This is a genomic window from Micromonospora sp. NPDC051296, assembly GCF_040682255.1.
In the GTDB taxonomy this organism is placed as follows: domain Bacteria; phylum Actinomycetota; class Actinomycetes; order Mycobacteriales; family Micromonosporaceae; genus Micromonospora; species Micromonospora craterilacus.
Genome location: NZ_JBFBAO010000222.1, coordinates 1 through 11,862 on the forward strand (window position 1 = coordinate 1; position 11,862 = coordinate 11,862).

13 protein-coding genes are annotated in these 11,862 nt (G+C 71.3%); 7 read left to right on the forward strand and 6 right to left on the reverse strand.

The features are described 5' to 3' along the window. A partial coding sequence (locus tag AB0M52_RS21870) for a tryptophan 2,3-dioxygenase family protein (protein ID WP_363956568.1) occupies nucleotides 1–875 on the reverse strand: 875 nt, incomplete at its 3' end. Between the two features lie 147 nt (nucleotides 876–1,022). Here AB0M52_RS21870 and AB0M52_RS21875 point away from each other — a divergent pair. The 3 genes from AB0M52_RS21875 (at nucleotide 1,023) to AB0M52_RS21885 (ending at nucleotide 2,936) form a co-directional block, all read left to right on the forward strand. Continuing rightward, nucleotides 1,023–1,478 (forward strand): Lrp/AsnC family transcriptional regulator, encoded by a 456-nt coding sequence (locus tag AB0M52_RS21875; RefSeq protein WP_363956571.1) that lies wholly within the window; start codon nucleotides 1,023–1,025, stop codon nucleotides 1,476–1,478. A 72-nt stretch (nucleotides 1,479–1,550) separates the two neighbouring features. Further along, the gene (locus AB0M52_RS21880) at nucleotides 1,551–2,084 is read left to right on the forward strand and encodes a hypothetical protein (RefSeq protein WP_363956574.1); all 534 of its coding nucleotides are present in this window, start codon (nucleotides 1,551–1,553) and stop codon (nucleotides 2,082–2,084) included. A gap of 102 nt (nucleotides 2,085–2,186) precedes the next feature. Next, entirely contained in the window at nucleotides 2,187–2,936 is a 750-nt protein-coding gene (locus AB0M52_RS21885; protein WP_363956596.1) for a class F sortase, read from the forward strand. 44 nt (nucleotides 2,937–2,980) lie between these two features. On the opposite strand, the gene AB0M52_RS21890 is transcribed toward AB0M52_RS21885, so the two are convergent. Next, nucleotides 2,981–3,514: an HNH endonuclease gene (locus AB0M52_RS21890; protein WP_111213351.1), complete on the reverse strand. Its 534-nt coding sequence runs from the start codon at nucleotides 3,512–3,514 to the stop codon at nucleotides 2,981–2,983. Nucleotides 3,515–3,787: 273 nt separating this feature from the next. Here AB0M52_RS21890 and AB0M52_RS21895 point away from each other — a divergent pair, with 273 nt between their 5' ends. From AB0M52_RS21895 to AB0M52_RS21905, 3 genes are all read left to right on the forward strand, one after another. Next, complete coding sequence (locus AB0M52_RS21895; RefSeq protein ID WP_363956576.1) at nucleotides 3,788–4,849, forward strand: mechanosensitive ion channel family protein; 1,062 nt, start codon at nucleotides 3,788–3,790, stop codon at nucleotides 4,847–4,849. Nucleotides 4,850–5,083: 234 nt separating this feature from the next. Continuing rightward, complete coding sequence (locus AB0M52_RS21900) at nucleotides 5,084–6,439, forward strand: MFS transporter (RefSeq protein ID WP_363956579.1); 1,356 nt, start codon at nucleotides 5,084–5,086, stop codon at nucleotides 6,437–6,439. Between the two features lie 62 nt (nucleotides 6,440–6,501). Beyond that, entirely contained in the window at nucleotides 6,502–6,930 is a 429-nt protein-coding gene (locus AB0M52_RS21905; RefSeq protein WP_363956582.1) for a globin, read from the forward strand. A 64-nt stretch (nucleotides 6,931–6,994) separates the two neighbouring features. On the opposite strand, the gene AB0M52_RS21910 is transcribed toward AB0M52_RS21905, so the two are convergent. The 4 genes from AB0M52_RS21910 to ettA all read right to left on the reverse strand — a co-directional run bounded on the left by AB0M52_RS21910 (nucleotide 6,995) and on the right by ettA (nucleotide 10,574). Then, nucleotides 6,995–7,579, reverse strand: a complete 585-nt coding sequence (locus AB0M52_RS21910) for a YbjN domain-containing protein (protein ID WP_363956585.1) — start codon at nucleotides 7,577–7,579, stop codon at nucleotides 6,995–6,997. A gap of 131 nt (nucleotides 7,580–7,710) precedes the next feature. After that, entirely contained in the window at nucleotides 7,711–8,439 is a 729-nt protein-coding gene (locus AB0M52_RS21915) for a hypothetical protein (protein ID WP_363956587.1), read from the reverse strand. Continuing rightward, nucleotides 8,436–8,882 carry a thioesterase family protein gene (locus AB0M52_RS21920; RefSeq protein WP_363956590.1) on the reverse strand — a complete coding sequence of 149 codons (447 nt, stop codon included), beginning with the start codon at nucleotides 8,880–8,882 and terminating at the stop codon, nucleotides 8,436–8,438. Before AB0M52_RS21920 ends, AB0M52_RS21915 begins: the two co-directional genes overlap by 4 nt. Before the next feature lie 15 nt (nucleotides 8,883–8,897). After that, nucleotides 8,898–10,574 carry an energy-dependent translational throttle protein EttA gene (gene ettA / locus AB0M52_RS21925; protein ID WP_363956599.1) on the reverse strand — a complete coding sequence of 559 codons (1,677 nt, stop codon included), beginning with the start codon at nucleotides 10,572–10,574 and terminating at the stop codon, nucleotides 8,898–8,900. 343 nt (nucleotides 10,575–10,917) lie between these two features. Here ettA and AB0M52_RS21930 point away from each other — a divergent pair. Then, the coding region (locus tag AB0M52_RS21930) for a trehalose-6-phosphate synthase (RefSeq protein WP_363956593.1) at nucleotides 10,918–11,862 on the forward strand (945 nt) is incomplete at its 3' end.

An 11,862-nucleotide genomic window follows, 5' to 3' on the forward strand; every position in this document is an offset into this window, starting at 1 on the left:
AGCTCGGGGAAGACCACCCGGGCCATGCTGCGTTGCAGCCACGCCAGTCCGGCGGAGCCGCCGCTGCCGACCTTGGCACCCATGGTGCGCTGTACCGCCTTGATGTGGTGGTGTCGCCAGTCGCCGAACTGCTCGGCCACCTCGGTCAACGCCTCGCCGAGCAGCCGCAGGTGGTTGTCCGGGCCGGCGTCGGCGTAGATCCGCACCCAGGCCGCCTCCACCGCGGGGTGCGACTCATGCTCGGTCGCCACGTCCCGCGCGAGCAGTTCGGCGGGCAGGTCGTGACGGTGCCGGGCGAGCAGGGCGACCACCTCGTCCCAGACGCTCGGCGTGGCCAGGCCCGCGGTCAGCTCGGCAAACACCTCGGGATGCCGGCGGAATGGGCGGATCAGCGCCGGGTCGCGCAGCCCGAGCAGGAACTCCAACTGCCGGTACATGGCCGACTGGAAGCCGGAACCCTCGCCGAGCAGGTTGCGGAAGCGGTTGAAGTCGGCCGGGGTCATCCAGCGCAGGCCGCGCCAGGCGGCGTTGAGCCCCTCCAGGTGCAGCGCGGCCCGGCGCAGCGGGGCCTGTGCCTCCCACACCCGGTCCGCGCGCAGCAGCCGGGCCGTTTCCCGCAGCTCGTGACAGGTCAGCCCGAAGTACAGCTCCATGATCTGGCTGACCATCAGGAAGGACATCTCGCCCGGGTCGGTGCTCAGCGGCTGTTGCAGCCGGTGCAGCGTGCTGGCCTGCACGTACGCGTCGTACGGCACCCGCTCGGCGAACTCCAGGGTCGGCTCGCCGCCGTTGCGGGCGGCACGGGCCGCGCGCTGTCGCCCCGTGACCGGGCGCACCGCCGTCCGGGTTTCCGGGCGCAGCTCGGTCTGCTCCATGCGTCCGCCTCCTTCCTGGCATCCGTCCAGTCATGATCTCCTGGTGGGAACGCCGGATGGAATGCCTGTTCAACGGCGCTTCCGCCGACCGACCTACCGAACATAAGGCGCTGGCCAGGGTTGGCTTGTCGCACGTAAGGTCGGAGCGTGGACGAGATGGACTGGGCCCTGCTCCGCGAGTTGCAGGCCGACGCGCGGTTGTCGTTCAGCGAGCTGTCCCGGCGGGTGCATCTCTCCCCGCCGGCGGTGGCCGAGCGGGTGCGCCGGTTGGAGGAGGCCGGGGTGATCACCGGCTACCACGCCCACGTCGACCTGACCCGCGCCGGTCGCACGGTGGTCGCGTTGATCCGGATGTCCTGCTACGGCGCCCGGTGCATCCTGCACGACCCGGACGTCGCCGGCTGGCCGGAGATCCTGGAGATCCACCGGATCACCGGCGACGCGTGCAGCGTGCTGAAGGTGGCAACCGGTTCGATCGGTGCGTTCGAGGCGGTCATCGACCGGCTCGCTCCGTACGGCCAGCCGTCGAGCACGATGGTGCTCTCCACCCCGCTCGACTGGCAGCCGGTCACCCCGTTGAGCGGTCGCGGCGGTGCGGGTTAGCCGCCTGAGCAGAGGGAAAGCACGCGGGTCGCCCCAGCAGGAACCGGTGCACCGGTGCCGGGAGGGAGGATCATGCGGGGTCTGCGACAGTACGGAGGCGTGCTCCACGCCCCGTCGACCATCGTCCGACTGCTTGGGGCGTTCGTACTGATCGGGGCGTTCGTCCTGGTCGGCGCAGCACCGGCCCGGGCGGGTGAGAACACCTTCGTCGAGGTGACACCGAACACCGTTCAGGCCGGTTCCCGGGTGCACATCCGCGCCAGTTGCGACAACGCCAACAACCGGCAGGCCGAGGTGACCTCGGATGCGTTTCCCCGGGTCATTCTCCGGCCGGACAACGGCTTCCTCACCGGGGACGCCACCGTGCCGGGCAACAAGCCCGCCGGGGACTTTCCGGTGAACCTGCGCTGTAGCAACGGCCAGACGGCCAGCACCACCCTGACCGTGCTGAACATGGAACAGCCCACCAAGGGCCCGGCGACCGGTGGCGGCGGCACCGCGGGCCGGAGCATGGGCTCGATGCTGCTGCTCGGCGGTGCCGCGACGGTGGCCGCAGCAGTGGTATTCGGGCTGTTCAGCAGCCGACGCCGGGCCGGCGGCTCCTGACCCACCATCGCCATGACCGGCGTCCGCGTACCCACGCCGGAACCGGGTCCACGCCCGGCCCGGCCCGCCGTCCGCCCGGCACCCCGTGCCTGGCGGCGGGTGATGGCCGCGGCGGCGGGCCGGTTCGGCCGGGCCGCCGCGCAGATGGGGTCGGCCAGCGTCGCCACGCCCGACCCGTCGGCCGCACCGCTGCCACCGAAGCCGCGCCACACCTGGTCGGCCGGGGCCCGCTGGCGGGCCCGCTCCAATCCGGGGGTGCCGGTGCTGGTGATCGGCACCCTGATGCTGCTGATCATCACGATGCTCGGCGTCGAGCGGCTGACCGGGGTGAGCCTGCTGCCCGACCGGTTCATCGCCGGGCTGGCACCCCCGCCGAAGAAGTTTCCGCTGCTGCCGGCGAGCGAGCCGGTCGGCCTGGCGATCAGCAAGATCGATCTGGACGCGCCGGTGCACAGCGTGGGCCTCGCGCCGGACGGCAGCATCGCCGCGCCGCCGGCGGAACGGGCCCAGGAGGCCGGGTGGTACGACCAGGGTCCGACCCCCGGCCAGTACGGCCCGGCCGTCATCGTCGGCCACGTCGACACCTCGACCGGCCCGGCGGTCTTCCAGAAGCTACGGGAGCTACGCGCCGGCGACCGGGTCGAGGTGGCCCGATCGGACGGCTCGGTGGCGGTCTTCGAGGTCAACCGGGTGGGCCGGTACGACAAGGAGGCCCTGCCGGCGGACGAGGTCTTCGGGGACTTCAGCCGGCCCGAGTTGCGGCTGATCACCTGCGGCGGACGCTGGGTCGGTGGGCCGACCGGCTACGCGGACAACGTGGTGGTGTTCGCTTCGCTGGTGCAGGCGCGCTGAGGTCAGGCAGCCGCAGGCTCGGGTCACGCGGCTTCCGGCCCGGATCAGGCGGCTTCCGGCTCGCGAAGGTCGAGCCAGTCGGCCCAGCGCGGGTCGGGCGCCCGGTGGCCGAGCACCCGCCACGCCATCCCCTTCGGCGCGGCCGGCGGCGAGTGCAGCCGCCACCCGAGCTCGGCCGGGGTCTTGTCGCCCTTGGTGTGATTGCACCTGGCGCAGGCCGCGACCACGTTCTCCCAGGCGTGCCGGCCGCCCCGGCTACGCGGGAAGACATGGTCGATCGTCTCGGCCGGCCCCCGGCAGTAGGCGCAACGCCAGCCGTCCCGGGCGAAGATCGCGCGGCGGGACAGGCCGACATGGGTGCGGTACGGCACCCGGACGAACCGGGTGAGCCGGACGACCGAGGGCACCGGCAGCGCGCTGCGGGCGCTGTGCAGGATGCCCTCGCCGTCGGCGACACAGACCGCCTTGGCGGAGAGCACGAGGATCGCGGCACGACGTACCGATACGACACACAGCGGCTCGTAGGTGGCGTTGAGGACCAGCGCGCCGGAGCCCACCGTGGGTCGTATGTCAGGCATCGCGTCACCCTCCCGGTCAAGCGGCTTTCAGCTCGCCACCGCCGACCGGTGCCGGACACAGGCGGGCACCACGTCGACGCCGGCCGGATCACCGACGTCCGTTGACCAATCGTCCCTGATCGGGCCCGCGAATGCACGTACTAATCCCGGGTACCTGGTGGAGCTTTCCGCCCGGCGATGCCCGGCGGGGTCCGGCGGGCCGGTGCGGAGTCCGGCGTCACCGGCCGGTGGGTCGGCGGCGGAACCGCCGGGTGGTTGCGGTACGAAAACAGGGTGACCGTCAGCATCCTCAGCCTCATCCCCACCGCGCCCAGCCCGGCGCCGGTCGAGCCGACCGAGACGCCCAGCCCGGAATGCCTGGACGAGGTCGTATGCCAGTGGGTATGGAAGTTCTCCGACTCGGTGTGGTTCGCCGAGGGCAGCTACTGGATCCTGGTCAAGCCGCTGCGGATCATCCTGATCGTGCTGCTGGCGGTGGCTGCCCGGTGGCTGGTGCACCGGACGATCCGCCGGCTGGTGCGGACCACCACCGACGCCGGGGTGCCGACCATGCTCCGCCCGCTGCGCGAGCGGATCCCGACCGCCGCCACGGAGCCCGGCGAATTCGTCCCGGAACGCCGCCGGCAGCGCGCCGAGGCGATCGGCTCGGTGCTGCGCAGCCTGACCACGGCCTTCATCTTCGGCATCGCCCTGCTGATGGTGCTCAAGGAGTTCAGCTTCGACCTGGCGCCGCTGCTGGCCAGCGCGGGCATCGCCGGCGTGGCCCTCGGCTTCGGCGCGCAGAGCCTGGTGAAGGACCTGATCGCGGGTTTGTTCATGCTGATCGAGGACCAGTACGGGGTCGGCGACAACGTCGACCTCGGCGAGGCGACCGGCGTGGTGGAGGCGGTCGGGTTGCGGGTCACCACCGTCCGCGACGGGCGGGGCGTGCTCTGGTACATCCGTAACGGCGAGATCGTCCGGGTGGGCAACAAGAGCCAGGGCTGGGCGCTGGTGGTGATCGACCTGCCGATCGGCTTCGCCGGCACCGAGGAGGCCACGGCGGTGCTGCGTACCGCCGCCGCCTCGGTCGCCGTGGATCCGGAACTGGCACCGTCGATCGTCGAGCCGCCGGAGGTGCTCGGCGTCGAACAGGTAACGGTGGAGGGCACGGTCATCCGCACGGTGGTCAAGACCACCGCCGAGGGACAGTTCGCGGTGGGTCGGGAACTGCGCCGCCGGCTCGCCGAGGCACTGGAGAACTCGGGCATCACCGCGCGGATCGCGGCCGGGCGCCTCTTCCCCGGCGTACCTACTCAGAGCGATACCGACACCGGTCAGGGCGGGGCTACCTGAGCCGACCGGCGGGGGTCGCGGCCGAGCGGCCCCGACGGTATCGTCCGTTCGTTCAGTCGGAGATGCGACGATCTGACCGTTCGCCCTAGCCAGTTGTCAGACGATCGGGCAGAATCCGGTGCACGTGCACGTGCACGCGCTCCCAAGCGTGGTCATGTCCTCGCTGATCCGTAGATCTGACGATGGTTCCGGGGTGGCCGTCACGAGTGGCCTGCCACCGGGACGATGGAGGCGATGGTGTCCGACGAGCGACCTTCTCCGGAAGGCCCGGCCACCTTCCGTGAAGTTTTCGCCCAGCGTGAGTACCGTGCCGTCTTCGCGGCGAGCACGCTGACCTGGATCGGCGACTACGTCGCCAAGGCGGCGGTCACCCTCCTCGTCTATCGGGAGACCGAGTCCGTCGCGCTGTCGGCCGCCGCCTTCGCGGTCAGCTACCTGCCCTGGCTGATCGGCGGGCCGCTGCTGGCCACCGTCGCCGAACGGCACCGCTACCGGCAGGTCATGGTGGTCTGCGACCTCATCCGGATGGCGTTGATGCTGGTCGTCGCCTTCGGCGGGCTGCCGGTGCCGGTGATCCTGGCGCTGCTGTTCGTCACCACCCTGGCGAACCCACCGAGCCAGGCCGCCCGCTCCGCGCTGATGCCGCTGATCCTGCCCGGGGACCGGCTCGTCGTCGGGCTCTCGATCAACGTCAGTGTGGGGCAGGCGGCCCAGGTCGTCGGCTACCTGCTCGGCGCCGCCGTGGCGACGGTCAACCCCACCGCAGCGCTGTTGATGAACGCGGGCACCTTCGCCCTGTCGGCCGTGCTCGTCCGCCTCGGCGTCCACGACCGGCCGCCGACGATGACCAGCAAGCATCGCAGTCACCTGCTGCGGGAGACCGCCGCCGGGTTCCAGATGGTGTTCGGCACGCCGGTGCTGCGGGCGATCGCCGTGCTGGTCTTCAGCGCCATGCTCTTCTCCATCGTGCCCGAAGGGCTGGCCGCCGCCTGGGCGAACGACAGCGCCGATGCCAGCATGCACGCCGGGATGGCACAGGCCCTGATCATGTCCGCCAGCCCGGTGGGGTTCATCCTCGGCGGGCTGCTGGTCGGGCGCGCCGTCGCCCCCGCCCGCCGGCTGGTCCTGCTGCGACCGTTGGCCGTCTTCGCCCCGCTGATCCTGGTGCCCTCGCTGCTCGACCCACCGCCGGCGGTGGTGGCGTTGCTCGCCGCCGCCTGCGGGTTCGCGGTCGCGGGCATCCTGCCGATGGCCAACGGACTCTTCGTCCAGGCCCTTCCCGACGGCTTCCGGGCCCGGGCCTTCGGTGTGATGGCCACCGGCGTCCAGGTCATCCAGGGCCTGGCGGTGCTGGTGACCGGGTTGCTCGCCGAGCGGTACCCGATCCCGATCGTGGTGGGGCTGTGGAGCGCCGCCGGTGTGGTGCTGATGTCGCTCGTGGCCCTGCACTGGCCCGACCGGCAGACCGTCACGGCCGCCGTCGACGCGGCCCGGCGCGCCTCCGCCGGCCTGTCGCAGCCGGATGCCTCGTCCGGGGAACCGGAAGCCGGGCACCTGGGGCCGGGCCGGCCACGCCACGCGGTGACCTGAACCACCGTCACCCGCGCGTCCCGGCCGGGCCGCCGGCCGCTGGCGCCTGGCAGGATGGAACGGTGAATCCCGCAGCTGAGTCCCAGCCCCGCGGCGAGGCGGTCACGCTGTTCGACGCCGTCGGCGGCGAGCCCACGTTCCGCAAGCTGGTCGACGAGTTCTACGCCGGTATCGCCACCGACCCGCTGCTGCGCCCGATGTACCCGGAGGACGATCTGGGGCCGGCCGCCGAGCGGATGAGGCTCTTCCTCATCCAGTACTGGGGTGGCCCGAACACGTACTCCGCCCAACGGGGGCACCCCCGGCTGCGGATGCGGCACGCGCCGTTCCGGATCGGCGTGGCCGAACGCGACGCCTGGTTGCGGCACATGCGGCGGGCGGTCGACACCCTCGACCTGCCCCCGGCGATCGCCACCGAACTCTGGGACTACCTGGAGCGGGCGGCGTTCTTCATGGTGAACGTGATGGAGGACCCCGCGGCCCCCGCGTGACGCCCGTCCGCCCGTCCGGCCGACCGGTGGTCGGGCGGACGGAAGGACCGGCGGCCGGTCGCGTTCAGAGCAGGGCGCCCTCGTCGTGCAGCCAGTCGACGAAGCTGGTGGACACCGCCGCTCCGCAGTCGAGCAGTTCGACCAGGAGCGCGTCATGGGTGCCGGCAGCGAGCGGCACCTGCAACTCGGCGTAGATCGGCAACTGGCCCCGCTCGGTGGCGTCACCCACGTACGCCTTGCAGAAGCGCCGGGTGTGGTTCCACTCGTTGACCACCCGGTAGGCCCGGTCCGCCCAGTCCGGCGGCACCGTCGCGTGCGGCCGGGCCCGCAGCACGAGGATCTCGTCGTCGGGGCCCTCCAGAGTGACCAGCACGGCGTGCCGCTCCCACATGGCCAACAGGTTGCCGTCCCCGTCGGCGAGGTAGCGCACGTCGAGCAGGTCGAGCGCGTCGCAGATCCGGCGCAGGGTGACCGGTTCGACGGTGGCTGGCATGTCGGCGATCAACGGATGCTCCCCGCCCGGACATTCCTCCTCGGGCTGGCGGGGCGTCGGCAGTCCGACCCGGACGGCACCCTCCACCGTGATCCTGCTTCGAGTTTCCGGGTCACCGCCACTGGCGGGACCGGGGCGCCATGACCACCACGGCATCGCTCGCGCACCTCACTCCCCAGCGGATCCAGTCGCCTACGGTGGGTTGGATCCGAGGATGGACGGTACCCGGACAGCCGGAACGAAGCACCCCCCCAACGCTAGCCCAAACCCAGAAGGATGATGGGTGGTCATCCGTTCGCATGAGCCGCAGAGGGCCGTACGACAAGATCAGTGGCCTTCTGCGACCAGACGGCTCCGTACGGTCCCACCAGGCCAACCCATCGGCCAGCCGCCCGGACCTGAACCCCGTCCGACCCCGGCGGCCCGTCGAGCGGGCCCAGAAAGCCCATCCGGACCAGCCCCTGCACCATCCGCTGAGTCACCTCCACCGGACGGCCGGGCTCGTCGTCGGGGGTCACCACCACCGCCACGTGATCCAGCAGGGCGTCCCGCAGGGCCCGCTGCCCGACCGCCCGACCGGCCACCCCGTGCGCGGCGGCCTCCCGCAGGGTGCCCGCCGCCGCCTCGGCGAGCCGGCGCAGCTCCCCGCCCGGCAACGTCTCCACGGGCCGGCTGGCGGTGGGCGGCAACGCCCAGCGCCACCGCGCGTCTTGGCGGGCGGGCAGCGCGGCGCCGCCGGCCGCCAACTCGGCGAGCAACTCCCCGGCGGCGACAGTGACGTCCCCGGCACCCGCGCCGGGGACCGTCCGCACCGCCAGCACCCCCCACGGCAGCCGGGCCCAGAGGGCGGTACGGGTGGGCGTACCAGCCGGACGCAGTCGGACCAGGGCAGCGCGCTCCAACCGGACGAGCCGGGCCAGGAAGGCCCCCGCGTCGTCGACGCCGGCGATGCCGTGCCCCGCACCGGCAGGCGGTGCCGACCCGCCAGCGGTGTCCGGGGTGCTGGGGTCGCTCACGCCGCGCCCCCGTTCGGGGCGTACCCGAGCAGGAAGGTGCGCTCCGGGTCGCTGAGCCGCCGGGGCAGCTGCTGGGCCAGGTCGAACGGGACTAGCACCGAACTCGCCCGGCTGACCAGCAGGTCACCGTCGTACATCTCGTAGCCGATCGTGAAGGAAGCGGCCCGGATCTGCTCCACCCACAGTTCGATCCGGACGGTGGGGGCCGCCTCGGCGGTGGCCCGACTCAGGGCGTAGTCGACCGGACGCAGGTAGTCGACCTCGTGCCGGCGGATCACCACACCGTCGGCGAACGAGTCGACCCCCTGTGCCCGGGCACCGACGAACATCAACGCCACCCGAGCCTCCTCGTAGAGGGTGAGGAAGCGGGCGTTGTTGACGTGGCCGTACGCGTCCAGGTCGGACCACCGCAGGGTGCACTGGTAGACAAACCGGTCAGCCAAGGCGATCGGCCCCGCTCAATCGCGGGTCAGCTTGCGGTACGTCACCCGGTGCGGACGGGCCGCCTCGGCGCCGAGCCGGTCGATCTTGTTCTTCTCGTACGCCTCGAAGTTGCCCTCGAACCAGAACCACTTGGCCGGGTTCTCGTCGTCGCCCTCCCAGGCCAGGATGTGCGTGGCGACCCGGTCCAGGAACATCCGGTCGTGGGAGATCACCACGGCGCAGCCGGGAAACTCCAGCAGCGCGTTCTCCAGGCTGGACAGGGTCTCCACGTCCAGGTCGTTGGTCGGCTCGTCGAGCAGGATCACGTTCCCGCCGATCTTGAGCGTCAGGGCCAGGTTGAGCCGGTTACGCTCGCCGCCGGAGAGCACCTTGGTCGGCTTCTGCTGGTCCGGCCCCTTGAACCCGAACGCGGCGATGTACGCCCGCGACGGCATCTCGACCTTGCCGACCATCAGGTGGTCCAGCCCGTCGGAGACGATCTCCCAGACGGTCTTGTCCCCGTCCAGGCCCTGCCGGTTCTGGTCGACGTACGACAGCGAGACCGTCTCGCCGACCTTGACCGAGCCGTCGGTCGGCTGCTCCAACCCGACGATGGTCTTGAACAGGGTGGTCTTGCCGACGCCGTTCGGCCCGATGATGCCGACGATGCCGTTGCGCGGCAGCGAGAACTCCAGGCCGTCGATGAGCACCCGGTCGCCGAAGCCCTTGGTCAGGCTTTGCGCCTCGATGACCGTGTTGCCCAGACGCGGGCCCGGCGGGATCTGGATCTCCTCGAAGTCCAGCTTGCGGGTCTTCTCCGCCTCGGCGGCCATCTCGTCGTACCGGTCGAGGCGGGCCTTGGACTTGGTCTGCCGAGCCTTGGCGTTGGAGCGGACCCACTCCAGTTCCTCGGACAGCCGCTTCTTCATCTTGGCGTCGCGGCGGCCCTCGACGGCCAGCCGGGCGGCCTTCTTCTCCAGGTAGGTGGAGTAGTTGCCCTCGTACGGGTAGGCGCGGCCCCGGTCCAGCTCCAGGATCCAGTTGGCCACGTTGTCCAGGAAGTACCGGTCGTGGGTGATGGCGATGACGGTGCCCGCGTACTTGGCCAGGTGCTGCTCCAGCCACTGCACGCTCTCCGCGTCCAGGTGGTTGGTGGGCTCGTCGAGCAGCAGCAGGTCGGGCGCCTCCAGCAGCAGCTTGCAGAGCGCCACCCGGCGGCGCTCGCCACCGGAAAGCTGGGTGACGTCGACCTCCGGCGGCGGGCAGCGCAGCGCGTCCATCGCCAGTTCGAGCTTGGAGTCGATGTCCCACGCGTCGAGGTGGTCCAACTCCTCCTGGAGCTTGCCCATCTCCTCCATCAGCTCGTCGGAGTAGTCGGTGGCCATCTGTTCGGCGATCGAGTTGAACCGCTCCAGCTTGGCCTTGGTCTCCGCGACCGCCTCCTCGACGTTGCCGAGGACGGTCTTGGCGTCGTTGAGCGGCGGCTCCTGGGCCAGCATGCCGACGGTGAAGCCGGGCATGAGGCGGGCCTCGCCGTTGCTCGGCTGGTCCCAGCCTGCCATGATCTTGAGAAGGCTGGACTTACCGGCGCCGTTCGGACCGACCACACCGATCTTGGCACCCGGCAGGAAGTTCAGCGTCACGTTGTCGAGCACGACCTTGTCGCCGTGCGCCTTGCGCGCCTTCTCCAGGACGTAGATGAACTGGGCCACGGTGCGGGCTACCTCCGTCGGGTTGCGATCGCCGAATTGCGAGTGCGGGGCGCAGGCCGCGACCGCCGCCGGCCGCCGCAGGCCGGGAACCGGCCGCGCGCACGCCATCATCAATCCTGACAGGTACGCCGGGCATTCCCCACATCGCCCCGCCCGGCCGTACGGCAGGGCAATCGCACCACCCCCGGGCCGCCGATGGGCGGCTGACCTGTCAGCATGATCACGTTCGTGGTTCGGCGAGTCTGGGACGGGTAGGTGACTCCGGCACGGGGGAACAGACGCCGCAGCTACGCTCAGTACGCTCATCGCGGTGGGACCCGTCAGCACCCGGAGGTGGCAGATCGTGACCGTCCGTAGCTCCTTTGTCGTAGTGGCGAACCGACTGCCGGTCGACGAGGTGAGCACACCCGAGGGACGGCAGTGGCGACGCAGCCCCGGCGGGCTGGTCACCGCGCTGCATCCCGTCCTGGCTGAGCACCACGGCACCTGGGTGGGGTGGGCCGGCGGCACCGGCGCGGCCCCCGAGCCGTTCGATCTGGAGGGCATCCGGCTGCATCCGGTGCCGCTGAGCGCCGAGGAGCTGGAGCGCTACTACGAGGGGCAGTCCAACGCCACGATCTGGCCGCTCTACCACGACGCCGTCGAGACGCCCGCCTACAAGCGCCGCTGGCGCGAGGCGTACCGCCTGGTCAACGCCCGCTTCGCGGAGGCGGCGGCGGAGGTGGCGGCCGAGGGTGCGACGGTGTGGGTCCAGGACTACCAGCTCCAACTGGTGCCGGCGATGCTCCGGGAACTGCGCCCCGACCTGCGGATCGGCTTCTTCCTGCACATCCCGTTCCCGCCGATCGAGCTGTTCATGCAGATGCCGTTCCGCACCGAGATCCTGCGCGGCCTGCTCGGTGCCGACCTGGTCGGGTTCCAGCAGCGGCTGGCTGCGCAGAACTTCGTCCGGCTGGCCCGGCACCTGCTCGGCCTGCGCTACGAGGGGCAGATGATCCAGGTGGACGGCCGCCAGGTGAAGGCCGGCGCCTTCCCCATCTCCATCGACACCAAGGAGATGGAGCGGCTGGCCGCGGACCCGGCGATCCAGGCCCGGGCCAAGGAGATCCGCGAGGAGCTGGGCAACCCGCGGACGATCATCCTGGGCGTGGACCGGTTGGACTACACCAAGGGCATCGAGTTGCGCCTCAAGGCCTTCCGCGAGTTGCTGGCTGACGGAAAGTTGACAGTCCCCGACGCTGTTATGGTGCAGGTAGCCACCCCGAGCCGCGAACGCGTCGAGCACTAC